Below are 18,243 nucleotides of genomic sequence, written 5' to 3'. Positions count from 1 at the left end.
ATCATCTGGGATTATTGGCATATCTGTAATGATTTGATGGCATCGAACACAAGCCTTAACCCCTTGTTCCAAACGCCATCGACAGAAATTGAAAATCGAATCTTCTATGCAAACCCTAATTAAGTCTTCAACTGTTCATCTGAGATATTAACAGTAATGGAAGCCATTAAAAATCTTAAAAAAAAATCGACCCGCCTAGCGGCGGGAAAGAAAGAGAAAAATTGAAAAATAGGGAATGAGGGTAAAAAGGGAAAAAAGGGAAAAAGGGTTACAGAGTCCTCCCAGCACCGCACACCACCCGAAAACCGAGATCGTCGTCGCGGTCGTCGCGGCGGAGGCCGTTGACGCGAACCGCGGAACGGCAGCGAAGAGGAACGTCGCCCCAGGAACCGCCCCGCAATATTTGATAATCATTACCATTTTTTATCCAAGCACTGCCATCCGTCGGCGCTCCGATATAGCTATCATGCCAATTGTCCTCGCACCACTCCCCAACATTGCCAATCATGTCATAGAGTCCCCAAGCATTGGGCTTTTTCTGACCCACAGGATGAGTTGTATTTTGAGAATTTCCGCCATACCAAGCATAATCTCCTAACTGATTAGCATCATCACCAAAATAATAGCGAGTAGTTGTTCCCGCACGACAGGCATATTCCCATTCCGCTTCCGTCGGTAGGCGATAGGTTTTCCCTGTTATTTGACTCAATTTCTGACAAAAAGCTTGAGCGTCATTCCAGCTAACTTGTTCTACCGGATTTTGCGGATTGTTTTGAAAATAAGAGGGCAGCGACGCTGCCGTTGCTCTCCTCTTACCTCTCAGCGATTTTTGAGATGTTGCATTTGTTCCCATTACTGCTTGATATTGTGCCTGAGTAACTGGATATTTCCCAATCGCAAAACTGTTTACTTGAACTAGGTGTTGAGGCTTTTCATAACTTTCAGCATCGAGATCACTGTCAGGAGATCCCATGAGAAATTTACCTGCTGGTAAGCTCACCATCTTCAGTGTTACTCCATTGGGTAGGTTTTCGGTAGAGGTGATAATAAAATTCCCGACTCTCTCGATTACATGGTCGTTGATGCGTTGAATGGCGGTTTCGAGTTCGATTTCCTCATCGGGGATTTCCACTGGGAGCAAGTCAAAGCTGAAGAACAAATAAACTACTTGACAAAAGCATCAATTGGGTATGGGATAGAGAAAAGAGTGGGGAAAAGACAAAAATGACTCCAAAGCAACAACAAGAACTTAACCAACATATTCAAGCGATAGCCAAGATTCTTCATCAGGAAGCTGAGGCTGAAAAAATCCAAACTTTAGAGGGAATAGAGACGACAATAAGAGAACAGACCTTAAAATATATAACTCCGAAACTAGGATTTTTTTTTGTCACAAAAACGACAGGAACTCAAGCCGGGAGACCGAGAAAAATAAAAAGCATCATCGGAGAATTATGCCTGACAGAAAAACAAGCAATCCGTTTAAATATTCCTCGTAATAACCAAATTAGTCCTTACTTAGAACGCTGTTGTTTAAGAGCTAGTGCCAATGTTTCTTATGAAAATGCCGCCAGAGATCTTCAATTTTATATAGGGATGAAGGTCTCGGCTAGGACTCAACAACGATTAGTCCATCGCCACCAATTTGCCGAAGAAGAATCAGGAAACCCCGTTCAAGAAATTAGTCTAGATGGAGGAAAAGTGCGCTTAAGAACCGAAACTAAGGGAGAGGCTTGTATCTGGAAAGATTATAAAGCAATCTGTGTTGATACTTTCCTAAGAAAAGCTTGGTTTGGAGAAAATGAATCGTTAATATATTGGGTTAATCAACAACCTTTATCTGACCCCCTTACCTGTTTGGGAGACGGACATCCCGGTATTGGGAAAATTGTGAAAAACTGGGATTGTCCAGGAGAAAAAAGAGAAATACTTGACTGGTTTCATTTGGTAGAAAATCTTCATAAAGTCGGCGGTTCAGTGAAGAGATTGAAAAAAGCAGAAAGTTTATTATGGCAGGGCAAAATTGAGGAAACAATAGCATTAATCTCTCCTTTAAAAAACGAACGAGCTGAAAATTTCTGTCGTTATTTAGAGATTCATCGTCATCGAATTGTTAATTATAATTACTATCAACAAGAAGAGATTTGCTCTATTGCTTCGGGAGCCGTTGAATCCACGGTTAAACAGATTGACCGACGACTGAAAATTTCTGGAGCCCAGTGGAATGAAGAAAATATCCCTCAAGTGCTTAAACACCGCTGTGCTTACCTAAATAACAGTCTTTAGCTATTGAATAGTATTTATGTTCTGACAAAACTGACTTGCTCCCAAGTGATATTTAACCTATACTCAACGGATTTAGTATTATTTGCCAGTTTTTTGGTCAAACCAGTCTAAAACCCGATTCCATGCCCACCAGCGATCGCTATCGCCCCACTGACGCTGACAGGATAAACTGCTGATATAACCCACATGACCGCCATGGTTGGTTAAGAGTAGATCCACGTGGGGATTATCAGCGATCGCTGCTTGCAGATCGGGAATAACTGCGGGGGAAAAGAGGGGATCATCGGCCGCGTAGAGGATAAAAGTGGGTTTAGCTAAATAGGGTTGAAAGGGCAAGGGACTACTAGCGGCATAATAGTCAAAAACTGTCTCAAATCCTAGCTTTTTAATCACTAATTCTCGATCGAATCCGGCAATCGTGGTGGCGCGAGTAATTGCTTGAGGATCGATATGATCGGGATGAGCCTTATGGATGCGTTTGGCTAACTTGCGTAATTCCCTGGCGATCGCTTTTTCCAAATGTTTCCCCCAGGGATCCCGGACGAGATAGGATAAAGAACGATTAGAGTCTAAATTAGGACAAATTACCGCACCACCACCGATATCGACGGGATCAATCCCCCTATCTTCCCTATTCTCTGCCGATTTAATTCCCCAGAGGGCTAATTGTCCCCCCAGAGAGTAACCCGTGAACCAAAAAGGAGCAGGACAGCCCATTTTTTGGGCTTGGGCGGCAATATGAACGAAATCTAGCCCTTCATAGATGCCATCGGAGGTGAGAGTCGGGGATAATTCGGCTGTCTTACCGTGGGCGCGCCAATCGAAGAGGACGACCGCGTAGTTTCTCGCTACGGCTTTTCTGCCTAAAATTCTTAAAAACCATTGATTATCTAAGTCTCCCGTGATGCCGTAGGTGCCGATAATTGTTCCCTTCGCTTGCGGGGGAATGGAAACAATCCCGTAGATGGGGACGGCATCGGCCCCGGTGAAAATGGTTTCTTGATAGACTGGTTCGGGAATAGCGATCGTATTTTGCCAGGTTTCTCGCGCTTTCAGGGCCACATAGAGGGTCATGGCAAAACCGTTTTTCAGCAATGGGGGCGGGGTGTAGGTGAGATTATCGGTCTTCGTTTTAGGATGGGCAAGCATAGCAGCACAGGGGAGTAAAAAAGTCAAGAGAGGGAGACAAAAATTAACTTATGCCCACCGCTTTCTTAAAAATTGTAAAGCAAATTGTCCCAAGCGGCGAGCAACTCTGGCAGGGCAGTGGCCGACCAATTGCCCTCACAACCGCGACCTTGATAGAGAATAAATCGCAGGGAATAATGATCGGGAAATCCTGCCGCTTCTAACCATAAAAGCTCGCTTTCCGCTTCACAAGCAATACTTTCTTCATCCATTAATTCTGTGGCCATGGCCGCCATAGTTGCGGTCAATTGTGATAGTAACCGACGCAAATCTTGCCACTCGGCCTCGGTCAATTCGATCGCCCAATCATCGCCACCAATTAATCCTTTATAAATGGCCGCCTTAGAATCCCAACCGAGTCGCCAACCCGAACCATATTTGAGAATTTTTTCCATAATTTTCTAGAATTTTAATAGGTCGGCATCTCCTGGTTTTGATAAAGATGGACGACGGGGAGAAGGACTAGGAGAAGGACTAGGATTGGGGGTTTCTTGGGGGAGAATGGCGGGGTTATAAATTTCGACTAGAAGGGTGACTAACTGCTGCCGTTGACGACGATTAAGACTGTTAATCGCTTTGATATCGGCAGCCATGGGATTAACGGTAAGGGTTGCTTGTCCGGGATAGTTTTCTTCGCTGATTTTCTCGTTCACTCCTAGATAATCTCCTAGGGTTAATTGCCAATCAAAACGGATGAGAGTAAACCTTTTTTTTGTATCTTGATGATAACGAAGAAAGCGACTTATTAAAGTATTATTCGGATCGATCGCCCCTGTATCTCGACGGGTATAGTTGTTTTCTTTCGGTAAATCTGGCATTGCTTGGTAAATTTGTTGAGCAACTGTTTCGGGGCGTTGAATTTGGCTAATCCCGGTGGATTGCCACGATAACCACCAGAAAAATATCCCTATTCCTAGCCAGAATACTAATAATATTATTTGCTTAATTTTCAGCTTTTGAGGGAATTTTAACAGCATATTAATCAAGAAAAGATTGAAGTTAATTATCTAGCACCAGTGGTAATTTTTCAGGAACATTTCCATAGGTTGGGAATGTTATAATCATCTAACAATACCCAAACTCATCTAACTGTAACACCTAGGCTCAAAGTTACCCCAGTCATCTACATCATAGCAAAGACTGAACACGATCGAGAGGCCAGTAAACTTTATAGGCTTGACCAACGATATAAATTTTGGGCAAAAAACCCCAATCACGGGAATCAAAACTATGGTTACGATTATCTCCCAAAACAAACAGGGTTTTTGGGGGTATAGTCATAAATTCTATTTCATAATTGGCTAACTCGGCGGTGTAGGGTTCCTCGATAACTTGCTGGTTGAGATAAACTTTGCCCCCCCGGATTTCAATGGTATCCCCAGCAATAGCGATGACTCGTTTAATAAAAAAATCTCCAGACTTAGGATCTAGTTGCTTAATTTTTTCGGGAGTTCTAAAAACAATTATATCGCCTCTTTTTGCTTGATAATTACCAGATTGACTGACGAAAATGCGATCACCTACTGCGAGGGTAGGCAGCATGGATTCGCTAGGAATCTCGAAAAATTCTATTCTTTGATGTAACCAATCGGGAAAATAATTACAGATAATTCCCCAAGTAAAAATTGCTGCCACCATCAGCGCCAAAATGGAACGATAGGTGTGACGATGGGGATGGAATTGATGGGGGAAAGTGTGATAAACATGATAAATAGCGATCGCTGTAATTAAAGGGGTAAGAAAGAGGATATTGGCAAAAAAATGATCCATTTTCAGGGTAATCAGGGATATAGTCAGAAAAATTATCCCTAAGATCACCTTATCGGCGTACAATTGCCCTAACCCCGGTATAATCCGGTTAGCGAAGACGGCAAACCATGGGTTTTTTTGTTGGCGGGGAATTTTCTCTAAGCTGTTATTCTGTTCGGAATAATAAACACTCCAGTGAGCGTCAAAAATATTGCTAATGTAAAGGATAACCAGAGCAACTATTCCCCCTAATCCCCAGCTTACAGGGCCATTGGGGCTAAAAATTGACCAAATTGTCACAATTATTAATATTATTTGAGCGATCGCCCAAATGGTTGCTTTCTGGTTTTTGTTAGCATACCATTGTCCCAAACCGGGGAAAAACATCGAGAGATTGACCGCTAACCAGGGATCTTTTGTTTGTGAATTAGTCGCATCAGGAGGAGAAACAGCCGAAAAAAGGGGGGGGTTGCTCATAGTATAGACCTATTGCCAATTCAGTAAACAGTAATCAGTGATCAGTAAACAGTAAACAGTAAACAGTAAACAGTAAACAGTAATCAGTGAAAACACAGTAGGAATAATACTGCTCGCTTAATACATACTGCTCACTTAAAACTCAAATCTGATAACTGATAACTATTATAGCAACCAACAAAACTTAATGCTTTTACTTCAATTTAGCACATCTCATTACTGTCGCAAAGCTCGTTTAGCCCTAGGTTATAAGGGGATTGATTACCAAGTAGAAAATCTCACTCCCGGACTACATATTCTCAAACTCAGTCCCCTAACTAAAGGGTTAACCACTGTCCCCGTTTTAATGGCAGCAGATGAGATTATTGCCGATTCTACTGCCATTTTAAAATATTTAGAAAAAGTAGTTCCTTTCCCCTCTTTTGTTCCCGCTGGGGAAAAGGAGAAAAATCAAGCTTGGTTACTAGAGGATTGGTTAGATGAAAGTATTGGAGTAGCGACGAGATTTGTCTATTATGATTATCGCGCCGGAGAGGGAAAAGCGATCGATCCTTCCCTGAGTAGTCAAATAATTATTAAGATCGTGCGACAACAATATAAAATCACCCCAGCCAGGGTAAAACTAGCGGAGGAGCGCCTAGAAAATGCCCTCAAGATTCTAGAATATTGGCAAGATCAGCCCTATTTAGTGGCAGATAAATTAAGTGTAGCCGATATTGCCGCCACTGCTCTACTCAGTCCTCTGGCTCTAATTCCCAGTTATCGTCAAAAATATCCCTGGTTGTTTGCTAGAATCGGGGAAATTCATCAACAGTGTCGAGAAAAATTGCCCCCCGGTTTAAATTAAATGCAGCGAACAACCAAAATTATCATCCTTATCTCGATCGGTTTCTTATCGCCCCTCAAAACCCTTGCTTTGCCCTCTCCCGAAGATATTCCCGAAGAAATTTTACGAGCAGAAATTATCACTTCGGCTCGCTCGCCCCTTGATAATCAACCCCTAACTGCGGCAGAATATGCTTTACTAGAAGAACAATTAGCCACCAGCATTTATCCCCCCCAAATTAATCCCAAGATTCGACAATTAATTGCCCTGAGAAGATTACAAAAACTCCTCCAGATATTCATACCTTTCTATCGTTAAAATCAAAATAGTCGATCTCCTTTGGCAAGAGTGCATCTGCTAACCGAAAAGTTAGAGAGGATTAGAGCAAGGCGATCGCTTTTATCACCAGCAGACAAAAATCCCGTGTTATGATTAATGAAAAAATCATAAAGTTTTGTAACAAACCTTGACTGCTATCCTCCGCCCCCAAGAAAAGCCCCTGCTTAATCGTCCTTGGTACTCCCTGTCCCCTCTCTGGCAAGGAGACGAAACCGATGTTAAACAAGGTTTACCCCATAGCCAACTCGCGCCTCCTTGGCAGATTTTAATTCTCGGCGATGGTTCTCCCACCCGTCATTTACAACTTTTAACCGGTGAAAAAACGGAAGTGGATGTGATCGATATGTCCCCCATCGGCGACGATGAGGATGGCGCACCGATGAAAATTAGCCTGATTCCGGGGCCGAGATTGCGTCGTCAAGTTTGGTTACGCACAGCTAGTGGTCAAAGGTTAGCCTATGCCGCTTCTTGGTGGTCTGCCAATCAAGTGGACGAATATCTAGAAAATCGTTCCCTACCGATTTGGGAAAGTCTCTCGCGGCTGCACACGGAATTATATCGCGATGTGCAGGGACTTTATTACGGTCATTCCCCGGAATTAGAAATAGCTTTTGGGGAAAAAGGAGCATTTTGGGGTCGTCATTACCTATTTTGGCACGCTCGCCAACCCCTTACCCTGATTTACGAGGTTTTTTCTCCCTATCTCCGTAAATACCTCGGCGAAATGAGAATTGATCAATTAGGATAACTGCTGTAGATATTTCTATGTAGGGTTTACTGAATAAAGCTAAAAACCTTGTTGGATAATATCTTTAGGCTTTTTTGAAATCAAAAAGTGGGGGAAATTTAGGCACTTTTTCCCTGAAAATTAGGTAATTGGCCACCTCAAAACTGGTAAAACCCCACACCCCACACCCCACACCCCACACCCTACCCCCACGAAAAACTTTTTGCCGCAAACCCTAGTTAATCTTTGGAGAGAATTAAATGATTTTTCTCCGTTAATTTTGCCATCCAACCCGGTTCAATCACAATCGTGCTAATTTTTTCGATAATAATTGCGGGTCCTGCCAGACAATCAAAAGGTTGCAGATCTGAACGCTGATAAATTGGCGTTTCCCGCCATTGATTAGCCATAAAAACCGCTACTCGATCGAGGATATGAGGTAATTCTCCCATCGGACGGGTGCGGGTTAAAATTGCTTCTTGGGGACTGTCCATAGTCTGGATCAATTCCACGGCAATCGACTCAACAATTAAAGCTTTTTGTTCTTGTTTAAAGCCATAACGTCTTTGATGTTCCCGTTCAAAATCCTGACGCATTTGATCGCTAAAATTAACCGCTAAAGTGGCATCACTGCCCTGATATTTTAAACTGACTTGCTGCCGCACCCGATTATAACCCTCTAATTCCCGACCCGCTAAGACTTCTAATTCGTTCATTTCCGTGAGTAACTGCGCGATTAAATCGGCATTTAACGGCTGTTCGATCGCTTTTTCTTTAATTACCCTCAAATCGGCCAAACCCATGCCGTAGGCACTTAAAACCCCGGCGTAGGGATGGAGAAAAATACTTTTCATTCCCAGAGTATCGGCAATTAAACAGGCCACTTGACCCCCGGCACCGCCAAAGGTACAAAGAGTATAATCACTGAGATCATAACCCTTTTGTAGAGAGATTTTTTTAATTGCATTAGCCATATTTTCCACGGCAATTTGAATAAACCCCGCAGCCAACATTTCAGGACTATTATTACCCCCCATTGTTGCCGCCAATTCTTGAAACTTTGTCAGCACAATCTCTCTATCTAGGTGTAAATTTCCCTCTTCTCCAAAAATAGCGGGAAAATAGGCAGCTTGAATTTTTCCTAACAAAACATTAGCATCGGTAATTGTTAAGGGTCCACCCCGTCGATAACAGGCCGGTCCCGGATTAGCTCCGGCACTTTCCGGTCCGACCCGAAAACGATAACCATCATAGACTAAAATCGAACCCCCACCAGCGGCCACGGTGTGAATACTTAACATCGGCGCTCGCATTCTTACGCCGGCAATTTCGTTATCTGTTTGGCGCTCGTATTCCCCTTGAAAATGAGAAACATCGGTGCTAGTTCCTCCCATATCAAAACTGATAATTTTGCTAAATCCCGCCCTTAAACTGGTTTGTACTGCCCCAACTATTCCCCCCGCAGGACCGGATAAAATGCTATCTTTACCCTGAAATTTATCGGCGGTGACTAAACCGCCATCGGATTTCATAAATAGTAAGCTAGTTTTCGGTAATTGCTGGCTAATACTATCAACATAGCGGCGTAAAATTGGCGATAGATAGGCAGAAACTACCGTGGTATCTCCCCGGGATACCAGTTTCATTAAAGGACTGACTTGGTGGGAAATGGCTAGATGAGTAAAGCCGATTTCTTCGGCAATAGCTGCCACTTGTTTTTCGTGGTCAGGATAACGATAACCGTGCATAAAAACAATCGCACAACTTCGGATACCCGCTTGATAAACTGGTATTAAATCGGCTTTAACTTGGGCGGGATTAACGGCGATTAATTCTTGTCCTTGACTATCGTAGCGTTCCGCCACTTCGATAACTTGTTCGTATAATAAAGAAGGAAGAATAATTTGACGGGCAAAAATATCGGGGCGATTTTGATAGCCAATTCTCAAGGCATCTTTAAAACCTTTGGTGATTAACAAAACCGTGCGCTCTCCTTTTCTTTCTAACAGCGCATTGGTGGCTACCGTTGTTCCCATTTTGATCACTTCGATGTTATCTAGGGAACCGCTAATATCTTTGATCCCTTGAATGACTGCATCTGGGTATTTTTCGGGATTCTCCGAGAGCAGTTTATAGAGAACAATCCACTGTTGATCGGCAAGGGGAACAATCAGAAATCTAGCGGCATCTCTAGCTAGTCGTTCAATAATTTCTGGTTGATCGATTATCGCCACGATATCGGTAAAAGTTCCCCCTCGATCGATGAAAAATTTTAACATAATCCCTTCCAGTTCTCAGAATCAATTAACAATTGTGCCTAATTCTTTTAAGATAAACTAGATTGATTTATCTGAGTAAGCAAAATGTCCACAGGAATCGCTATCTTAGGGGTAGGACGTTGGGGAGTGCATTTCGTCCGTCATTTTTCTCAACATCCCTCAGCACAAGTGGTGGCAATCGTTGATCCCTCCCCTGAAAAACTCCGTCTCTGTCGGGATCAATTTAATCTGGATACTAATAAAGTTATTTTAGCCAATGACTGGGAATCAATTCGTCTTCACCCCGAAATCTCGGCCGTAGTCGTCGTTACTCCCGCCATCAGCCATTATCCCCTGATTAAAGACGCTCTTAATTTAGGTTATCACGTCCTCGCCGAAAAACCCTTAACCCTCAATCCCCAAGAATGTGCCGAATTAACGGCATTAGCGGCGCAAAAACAGCGTATTTTATTAGTTGATCATACCTATCTTTTTCATCCCGCCGTTATCACTGGACAAAAAGTCCTGCAATCCGGGGGTATCGGTAAACCTCTTTATGGTTATGCCACTCGCACCCACTTAGGTCCCGTCCGTCAGGATGTGTCCGCTTTGTGGGATCTAGCTATTCACGATATCTCGATTTTTAATCATTGGCTAAATAGTACACCAGTATTAGTGCAGGCGAGGGGAACCTTCTGGCTACAACCTCATCTAGCCGATTTAGTCTGGTTAACCCTGATCTATGGCGATGGTTTTCAAGCGACTATTCACCTTTGTTGGTTGAATCCCGATAAACAGCGACGTTTAGGGATAGTTGGCAGCGAAGGGACTTTAATTTTTAATGAATTAGACTCTCGATCGCCTTTAACCCGACAAAAGGGCCATTTTGAGCGTCAGGAAGCCTATTTTATTCCCCGGGGACAGGAGACGGAATCTATCCCTATTGCCGATGGTGAACCCCTAAAAGCATTATGCGAACATTTTTTAGAGTCGGTGGCTACGGGTGTCGATTCTCCTGTATCTTCGGGATCGGTAGGGACCCAATTAGTCAAAATCCTCCAGGCAGCAGAATTATCTCTAGCTAGAGGTGGAGAAATCCTGCGCTTAGAATAGGGAAACAGGGGATTGATAAGTAGGGTTTGCGGCAAAAAGTTTATTGGTGGGGTTAGGAGTCTCCGCGTCGGTCGTCAGTAGCCGGTCGTTTCAGGCTTTGTTGCCCTCTTTTTTTGTACCAGTCTATGTACTATACAAAGGATAATGCCAGGTTTTTGAAGGTCTTAATCCTATTTTCGCAGCATGAACATCGGATTTTAACAGGTCAAAAGCCTTATTTTAAAAGGGTTTTACCATTATTCAGCAAAACCTAGTTAATTGCCCCCCCTTGCCCCCCCCACCCCCCCCGATGTCGGGGGGGGGTGGGGGGGGCAAGGGGAGTAGGATGTCTGCCACTAATAAAGAAAAATGGTAAGCAGTATTAAATGGCAGTAACAGTGCTGTCTTTTCACTGATTACTGTTTACTGTTTACTGATAACTGAAAAGTCTCCCCCCCCTAAACCATAACGCTGCCCGATTTTGCTAGGATAAGAAATGTAACAAGAATCTTTCTCAACAGTCGGATAATTCATGGGCAACGATACCATCACCTTACTCTCCTCCCGGGAAATTGAAAAAATGCGTCGAGCCGGACGATTAGCGGCTAAACTGTTAGATCATCTGGCAGATATGGTTAAACCGGGGGTAAGTACCCTAGAAATCAATGACGAGGCAGAACGTTGGACTCGCGCCCATGGAGCCAAAAGTGCGCCTCTAGGATACCATGGCTTTCCTCAGTCCATCTGTACTAGCATTAACGAGGTTATCTGTCACGGCATCCCCAGCGCCAATCAAATCCTCAAAGACGGCGATATTATTAACATCGATGTCACCCCGATTTTAGAAGGTTATCACGGCGATACTTCGCAGACTTTCTTTGTCGGTACTCCCTCCCCCTTGGCCAAAAAGTTAGTGGAAGTGACCAGAGAATGTCTGCAAAGAGGCATAGATGCGGTGCAGCCGGGGGGTAAAATCGGCGATATCGGCGCAGCTATCCAAGAATATGCCGAAGGACAGGGATTTTCAGTGGTTAGAGATTTTGTCGGTCATGGTATCAGTAATGTTTTTCACACCGGTCCGCAGGTTCCCCACTACGGCATTCGCGGCAAAGGCAAAACAATTCGCCCTGGCATGGTATTCACCATTGAACCAATGATTAATGAGGGTACTTGGCAACATATTCTCTTAAAAGACGGTTGGACTGCTATTACTAAAGATGGTAAACTTTCGGCCCAATTTGAACACACCATTGCCGTCACCGAAACCGGTGTCGAAATTCTCACTTTACCCGATTAAATTTAGGGAACAGGGAACAGGGGATAGGGAATGGGAGAATGGGGAAATAGAGAAGTGTCAACTAATACCCCAAAACCCCAAAACCCTAAAACCCCATCTCCCCACTGATATAGTCATTTCAGATAAGTCTGATACACTCTAGACCGACAAAAACCTTATGAACTCTGGGATTGATATTCTCAATCTTAATTGAAATGACTATAAGTACCTAAGCAAAATTAATTACACATATCTAACCCCCCCTTGCCTCTTGCCTCTTGCATGAGTGCCTTTCTTCACTAGGAAATTTATTTTGCACGACTACTTAACTGATAACTGATAACTGATAACTGATAACTGATAACTGATAACTGATAACTGATAACTGATAACTGTTCACTGATAACTGATAACTGAATATATGCAGTATCGTCGTTTCGGTCGCAGCAATTCTCATTTTGAAAACAAAAGAAGATAAAGTTCTCTATGTGAACAAGAGAACTTCTGTCTAATTATCATTTTTTTTCAAGATAATCATCATAATTAGCTTCAAGAGACAGTTTTAAAATATCTGCCCATAAAAAACTTATCTCAACTCATAAATTTAGCTGAAATTCTGACCTAATTTGTGGTTTTTTCAATGAATAAAATAATCTTTCCTTCTCTCGAAAAATTGACATTTTTAACTAGAATTTATTTTTTTGAGCGGGACATATTCGGTAAGAATAAACAAGAAAAACTCTGACCAATTCTTAAAACAAAAATATTTTAATAAAGTACGAATATCATTAAAAAAACTGGTGCGAGTAACTAATAACTCACGAATCTTTTGATAAGTATGATTAACTAAATCTAAAACGGTATGAAATAAAAAAGCTAGTAAATTTAAAGACAACAAGAACTCGCATAAATGACTTTGACCATGACCAAAATTATGTTCTAAATTATAACCGTGATTTTTAAGAACGTTATTTCCTTCATTCTCAACTTTCCATCTGCTGCGTCCAGCTTTGACAATTTTTTCAACATTATTTTCAGTAATTTGATGATTGGTAATCCAATTATTTTGATAGATAATTTTCTGTGTTTTTTCATTAATGACCGTGACTTCACACCAATTAACTTCGAGACTTGACTCGACCTCTCTCAGAGGAACTCTAGAAACATAACGATAACGATAAATGAGATTCTTTCGTCCATCCCATTGTTTCTTTTCTACGGTTTTAACTTCTCCACTTTTTTCTAAAAATTCTAGCCATTCATATAAGGTTTTATGAGAAGTTTCAAGACAAACAAAAATAAAATTATAACCTTGTTTTAGAGCTAACTCACAGATAGGTTGGCGAGAGTATAAGTCATCTCCTAACAGGGTTACAGGATAACCATACTTCTTTTGATGATTCTTATCTAACCATCTTTTAACAGCCGCATTTTCACAATCTTGTTTTTGCTGCCCATCTTGTTTTTTAATAAATTCTGGTTCTAAATTAATCACTTGTTTTTGCTCAGGAGAAACCACAATTGGCGTGACGCAACCATGAAAATAAGTTGTCGTTCCCTTACGATGATTGCGGCAATTACAATGGGGACAACTAATTTTCTTTGAAGAAAAATATTCCGTACCATCTAAAGCTATTAAAATTTCCTCATCTAAGTAGAAAAAATTTTTAATAACTCCCTGTTTTTTTAACCATTGATAGACTTGTTGAAAAGAGCCAAATATTGTGGCAGCTGGGATAGGATCTAACAGGTTTCTGATTTGATTATCACAAGGTATTTTTTTGATACCAAATAAACTTGAAGCATTATCTTTTCCCTTACTAATTTTCATCAAACGTTGATGCTCTAAAAAAGAAGGTGACTGAGTAAAAAAAACCGAAAAAGCCGCCTTAACTGCATCTTCTACCTGATATTTGGTATTGTTTCCTGGTTTTCTGTCATCGGGTAAGTCATGTAATTCTTGAACTAAAAATTGTATTAATTCAGGAATTTCTAAAGTCACAGCCTTTTTCGTCATCGCAGAACAGTTTGATTAATTAATATTTCCAACTTAATAATTTTACCTCAACAGACAACAATCATCAATTTTTATTTGGTTCTCTTTCTGATGTAGAGAACTTTTGTTCTAGATTTCTCCCATCTTTCAAATATTTTGAGTATAAATACTCTATATACTCACTTCTCTGCGATGCAGTCGCACTCGCGGGAGCGCATTTTGTAGCTTGCTTAAAGCTTTGTTTCTGTCTGTATCACTTGTTACTTTTTAAAATGAGAATTGCTGTTTCGGTCGCACTAATCTACAAATGCCGGTGTTTTCCTGTGGGGGAATGCGCTATCAATTTCAGTGGCAGGATTTGCCAATGTCGCAAATTCCCGACGAGAATCAAGGCAATTTAGAGGCAATCATTAATAAATCTCTGGAAGTGGGGATTAATCACATCGAAACCGCTAGGGGTTACGGCACTTCCGAGATGCAATTGGGCAAAATTTTGCCGCAACTACCGAGGGATAAGATTATCGTGCAGACGAAAGTTTCTCCTAGTCAAGATGTGCGGGAATTTCGCCGTAAATTTGAGCAATCCCTGCAATTTTTACGGTTAGATTATGTGGATTTGTTGGGCATCCATGGCATCAACACGGCCGAAATTCTCGATGACACTATGGCCGAGGGCGGTTGTTGGCAAGAGGCGAAAAAATTACAGCAACAAGGAAAAGTTCGTTTTATCGGTTTCTCCACCCATGCACCAACTGATGTAATTGTCAAGACTATTGCAACAAATTGTTACGATTACCTCAATCTGCACTGGTACTATATTTTTCAGAATAACTGGCCGGCCATAGAAGCGGCAAAACAGCACGATATGGGCGTTTTTATCATTAGTCCCTCCGATAAGGGCGGCCATCTCTACAATCCTCCCCCTAAGCTCGTGGCTCTCTGTTCTCCTCTCAGTCCGATGGTTTTTAATGACCTATTCTGTCTCAGTCATCCGGCCGTTCATACCCTGAGTATCGGTGCAGCGCAACCCACAGATTTTGATGAACACCTGAAAACTTTACCCTTACTCGATCGAGCCGAGGAGATTTTACCGGCAATTATCGAGAGATTGCAAGGGGAGATGATCAACTGTTTAGGCGATAATTGGGTAAAAACTTGGTCTGTGGGTTTACCTAGCTGGGAAAATACACCCAATCAGATTAATATTCCTTCTATCCTCTGGTTACACAATCTTGCTATCGCCTACGATATGATCGACTTTGCCAGGGCCAGATACAATCTCTTGGGGAATGGGGGTCATTGGTTCCCCGGTCAACAAGCAAAAGAGGTGGAAAAACTCGATTTAACTGCCTGTTTAGCCGCTAGTCCCCACGCTGATAAAATTCCCTATCTTCTCGCCGAAACTCATCGATTATTGTCGGGAGAGACGGTACAACGCTTAAGCAGTAGTTAATTAAAATTCGATGCCGGGTTGCGCTTTTACTCCCTGTTGACGAAAGGGATGTTTAATTAACTTCATTTCCGTGACTAAATCCGCTATCTCGATTAATTCGGGTAAGGCTCCTCTACCAGTGAGAATAACGTGACAATTAGCGGGTTTTCGGGCTAAACCAGCGATAACTTCCTGAATATCCAGATAACCGAATTTAAGGGCGATATTGATCTCATCGAGTAAAATTAATTTATATTGGGGATTTTCGAGAAAAGTTAGGGCTTTTTGCCATGCTTCTTGGGCTTTCTCTATATCTCTTTCCCTATCTTGGGTTTCCCAGGTGAAACCTTCCCCCATAGCATAAAACTCGATTTGTTCCCCCCAAACACTAAAAATCTTTTGTTCGGCAGGTTCCCAAGCACCTTTGATGAATTGTACCACCGCCACTTTGTAACCATGACCGAGGGAACGTAAAACCATACCGAGGGCTGCCGTGGTTTTTCCCTTACCATCGCCGGTATTAACGATAATTAAACCTTTTTCAGCAATTTTTTCGGCTAAACGTTCTTCTTGGATTGCCTTGCGGCGCTGCATTTTTTCTTTGTATTGTTCGGGAGTCAGTTGCATTCGGGTCTATCCAGTCAAATCAAGATAATTATAACTCAAGGGTTTATTGATGGCCGTTTGCAGATTTTAACCGGCTAAATTGTCTGGGGATTGATGCCTAATTCTCGTAATTTTGCCGCTAATTTTTCCTTAGCTTGTCGTTCTTGTTCTTTTTCTAAAAGAGCTTGTTCTTTTTCTAAAAGAATCCGTTCTTTTTCTAAAAGAGCCTGTTCTTTTTCTAAAAGAATCCGTTCTTTTTCTAAAAGAATCCGTTCCTTTGCTTGTCTTTGCTCTAATTCAGCTTCTTGGGGAGTGGGAACCAGTTGACCATCGACGGTAAAATAACGCAGTTTACGGTCAAATATGCCTAAATATAATCCTAACTGTTCACTCCATAGATAACCCTGCTCATTGGCAGCAATAGCTTGATATTGTCCCTCAATTAGTCTAAATCCTTGCAATTCTAAGGTATTAGGATCGAACCAAAAATAATTAGGAGTGCGAAAAGTATTTTGGTAGAGAATTTTCTTTTTATTGCGGTCAATATTGGCCGTAGAATCGGAAATAATCTCGACGATTACATTGGGATATTTACCCTGTTCTCCCCAAACCACCCAACTTTTGCGGGGACGTTTTTCTGTATCTAAAACCACAAAAAAATCTGGACCACAGAAATCGCGCTTTTTCAGTTGTTCTTCGTTATAGTAGATAGTCAGATTACCAGAAGCGTAGTAATCGTTTTTCTCTTGCCATAATAATTCTAGACAACTGAGAAGAATTATGATCTGTTGCAGGTGTAAATCACTTTCCAAGGGTGGTTCATCACTCCATAAATCGGTGGGGGGACAGGTAACTTCTGCTGAAATGTCGAGAGTCGTCATAGTTTTTCCCCTGGCTGGGACATTTATCTAATTATAACAGCTAGGTATCATCAAAGAAGCTCTAGCCGGAGTTATGTGGTTCGATAATTGAAGCTTTCTGAAGGAAAAAACTGTTATATTATAGGAAAATATTTCTGAGATTTTTCCTATGCCTCTAATTAAAATTCAAACTTCTGTCACCTCCCCCGATGATGAGACTGTTAATCAACTTTTGCAGAGTCTTTCGGCTAAATTAGCTAAACATCTGGTAAAACCCGAATCCTATGTGATGACAGCTTTAGAATCGGGTATAAAAATGACTTTTGCTGGCACTTTTGAGCCGGTGTGTTATGTGGAGATTAAAAGTGTTGGTTCTATTTCCGCCGCTCAAACTAAAAGCATGAGTAGTGATTTTTGTCAAGAAATTGAGGCTTATTTAGGAATACCGAAAAATCGCATTTATCTAGAATTTGCCGAGGCGAAAGGTGATCTTTGGGGATGGAATGGCACTACTTTTGGCTAATTTATGCCAAAATTATCGGAGATAGGGCTTATTTTAACTCTCTGGTTAAGATTTTCGCCTGTTCAATCCAAGCTAACATCACCGCAATATCGGGACATAAATCGCGTCTTTGCAGATTAGCCACCTGAAAGCGGAGAATCTGTCGATGCAATTGCTGAATTGATGTCTGTGCCAATTGCGGGATGGAAGCAATACCGGCATGAACCAGCAAACCGCAGTATTGACAACCCACGGCGGGAATCGAGGCTAATTCCGCCATTGCCCCCCACTTATTAATATGTTTAGCCTGAATTTGCATTCTTACCGCTAATTTTTCCTTACCCAATTGCGGAAGAACTTTTTGCAAAAGTTGTGCGGTGGTATCGATACCGCAATCCTTTAATTTTTGGCAATCTTGGTCACTTAACCCCGGCAAATGTTCAATTAACCAGCTTTGCCTGTGGATAAGTTGCGATCGATTCATCGAAATTATTAACTATTGATAAGTAGATTATAGCAGTTATCTTCAGGCCCAGATTAGCCGGTCGATGTCTGGTGAGAATCGCTCCCCCTAGCTTCGGTATCCCCTTAAAAAAGGGGAAAAGGGAGGAATTCAATGTGTAGTTTTT

Annotated in this window: 16 protein-coding genes and 2 pseudogenes; 8 read left to right on the top strand and 10 right to left on the bottom strand. The window is 41.9% G+C overall.

Annotated elements, in window-relative coordinates; translation table 11 throughout:
* Positions 1 to 268: 268 nt before the first annotated feature.
* A pseudogene (locus RAM70_RS05285) lies at positions 269 to 1,132 on the bottom strand (formylglycine-generating enzyme family protein); the annotation flags it as partial.
* Between the two features lie 92 nt (positions 1,133 to 1,224).
* On the opposite strand from RAM70_RS05285, the gene RAM70_RS05280 reads away from it, so the two are divergent.
* Positions 1,225 to 2,286, top strand: a complete 1,062-nt coding sequence (locus RAM70_RS05280; RefSeq protein ID WP_312672631.1) for an ISKra4-like element ISMae42 family transposase — start codon at positions 1,225 to 1,227, stop codon at positions 2,284 to 2,286.
* Between the two features lie 78 nt (positions 2,287 to 2,364).
* Here the strand turns inward: RAM70_RS05280 and RAM70_RS05275 are convergent, their stop codons facing one another.
* The 4 genes from RAM70_RS05275 to lepB all read right to left on the bottom strand — a co-directional run bounded on the left by RAM70_RS05275 (position 2,365) and on the right by lepB (position 5,700).
* Positions 2,365 to 3,435: a YheT family hydrolase gene (locus RAM70_RS05275; protein WP_045361992.1), complete on the bottom strand. Its 1,071-nt coding sequence runs from the start codon at positions 3,433 to 3,435 to the stop codon at positions 2,365 to 2,367.
* Positions 3,436 to 3,500: 65 nt separating this feature from the next.
* Complete coding sequence (locus RAM70_RS05270) at positions 3,501 to 3,869, bottom strand: DUF1818 family protein (RefSeq protein WP_190381473.1); 369 nt, start codon at positions 3,867 to 3,869, stop codon at positions 3,501 to 3,503.
* Positions 3,870 to 3,875: 6 nt separating this feature from the next.
* Complete coding sequence (locus tag RAM70_RS05265) at positions 3,876 to 4,451, bottom strand: hypothetical protein (protein ID WP_288001770.1); 576 nt, start codon at positions 4,449 to 4,451, stop codon at positions 3,876 to 3,878.
* A 151-nt stretch (positions 4,452 to 4,602) separates the two neighbouring features.
* Complete coding sequence (lepB, locus tag RAM70_RS05260) at positions 4,603 to 5,700, bottom strand: signal peptidase I (RefSeq protein WP_045361755.1); 1,098 nt, start codon at positions 5,698 to 5,700, stop codon at positions 4,603 to 4,605.
* 187 nt (positions 5,701 to 5,887) lie between these two features.
* Between lepB and RAM70_RS05255 the strand changes: the two genes are divergently transcribed.
* The 3 genes from RAM70_RS05255 to RAM70_RS05245 all read left to right on the top strand — a co-directional run bounded on the left by RAM70_RS05255 (position 5,888) and on the right by RAM70_RS05245 (position 7,613).
* Complete coding sequence (locus tag RAM70_RS05255; protein ID WP_045361753.1) at positions 5,888 to 6,547, top strand: glutathione S-transferase family protein; 660 nt, start codon at positions 5,888 to 5,890, stop codon at positions 6,545 to 6,547.
* Positions 6,548 to 6,844, top strand: a complete 297-nt coding sequence (locus tag RAM70_RS05250) for a hypothetical protein (protein WP_045361750.1) — start codon at positions 6,548 to 6,550, stop codon at positions 6,842 to 6,844. It abuts the gene before it with no gap.
* Between the two features lie 148 nt (positions 6,845 to 6,992).
* Complete coding sequence (locus RAM70_RS05245) at positions 6,993 to 7,613, top strand: chorismate lyase (protein WP_002740739.1); 621 nt, start codon at positions 6,993 to 6,995, stop codon at positions 7,611 to 7,613.
* 218 nt (positions 7,614 to 7,831) lie between these two features.
* Here the strand turns inward: RAM70_RS05245 and RAM70_RS05240 are convergent, their stop codons facing one another.
* Complete coding sequence (locus RAM70_RS05240; RefSeq protein ID WP_312672628.1) at positions 7,832 to 9,871, bottom strand: hydantoinase/oxoprolinase family protein; 2,040 nt, start codon at positions 9,869 to 9,871, stop codon at positions 7,832 to 7,834.
* An 84-nt stretch (positions 9,872 to 9,955) separates the two neighbouring features.
* On the opposite strand from RAM70_RS05240, the gene RAM70_RS05235 reads away from it, so the two are divergent.
* Positions 9,956 to 10,963 (top strand): Gfo/Idh/MocA family protein, encoded by a 1,008-nt coding sequence (locus RAM70_RS05235; protein ID WP_312672626.1) that lies wholly within the window; start codon positions 9,956 to 9,958, stop codon positions 10,961 to 10,963.
* Between the two features lie 511 nt (positions 10,964 to 11,474).
* The gene (gene map, locus RAM70_RS05230; RefSeq protein WP_045361741.1) at positions 11,475 to 12,239 is read left to right on the top strand and encodes a type I methionyl aminopeptidase; all 765 of its coding nucleotides are present in this window, start codon (positions 11,475 to 11,477) and stop codon (positions 12,237 to 12,239) included.
* A 747-nt stretch (positions 12,240 to 12,986) separates the two neighbouring features.
* On the opposite strand, the pseudogene RAM70_RS05225 reads toward map, so the two are convergent.
* Positions 12,987 to 14,235, bottom strand: a pseudogene (locus tag RAM70_RS05225) (ISNCY family transposase).
* 286 nt (positions 14,236 to 14,521) lie between these two features.
* On the opposite strand from RAM70_RS05225, the gene RAM70_RS05220 reads away from it, so the two are divergent.
* Positions 14,522 to 15,667 carry an aldo/keto reductase gene (locus RAM70_RS05220; RefSeq protein WP_312672623.1) on the top strand — a complete coding sequence of 382 codons (1,146 nt, stop codon included), beginning with the start codon at positions 14,522 to 14,524 and terminating at the stop codon, positions 15,665 to 15,667.
* On the opposite strand, the gene cobO is transcribed toward RAM70_RS05220, so the two are convergent.
* Both cobO and RAM70_RS05210 read right to left on the bottom strand, forming a co-directional pair.
* Positions 15,668 to 16,273: a cob(I)yrinic acid a,c-diamide adenosyltransferase gene (cobO, locus tag RAM70_RS05215; protein WP_002767649.1), complete on the bottom strand. Its 606-nt coding sequence runs from the start codon at positions 16,271 to 16,273 to the stop codon at positions 15,668 to 15,670.
* 74 nt (positions 16,274 to 16,347) lie between these two features.
* Positions 16,348 to 17,133 carry a Uma2 family endonuclease gene (locus RAM70_RS05210; RefSeq protein ID WP_045361735.1) on the bottom strand — a complete coding sequence of 262 codons (786 nt, stop codon included), beginning with the start codon at positions 17,131 to 17,133 and terminating at the stop codon, positions 16,348 to 16,350.
* A 148-nt stretch (positions 17,134 to 17,281) separates the two neighbouring features.
* On the opposite strand from RAM70_RS05210, the gene RAM70_RS05205 reads away from it, so the two are divergent.
* On the top strand, positions 17,282 to 17,635 hold the full coding sequence (locus tag RAM70_RS05205) for a phenylpyruvate tautomerase MIF-related protein (protein ID WP_190380382.1): 354 nt from the start codon (positions 17,282 to 17,284) through the stop codon (positions 17,633 to 17,635).
* A gap of 28 nt (positions 17,636 to 17,663) precedes the next feature.
* On the opposite strand, the gene RAM70_RS05200 is transcribed toward RAM70_RS05205, so the two are convergent.
* A complete protein-coding gene (locus RAM70_RS05200; protein WP_045361729.1) occupies positions 17,664 to 18,098 on the bottom strand; it encodes a DUF4332 domain-containing protein in 435 nt (144 codons plus the stop codon).
* Between the last annotated feature and the right edge of the window lie 145 nt (positions 18,099 to 18,243).

The sequence above is a fragment of the Microcystis wesenbergii NRERC-220 genome (genome assembly GCF_032027425.1).
In the GTDB taxonomy this organism is placed as follows: domain Bacteria; phylum Cyanobacteriota; class Cyanobacteriia; order Cyanobacteriales; family Microcystaceae; genus Microcystis; species Microcystis wesenbergii_A.
This window is presented reverse-complemented; position numbering and strand designations above follow the sequence as displayed.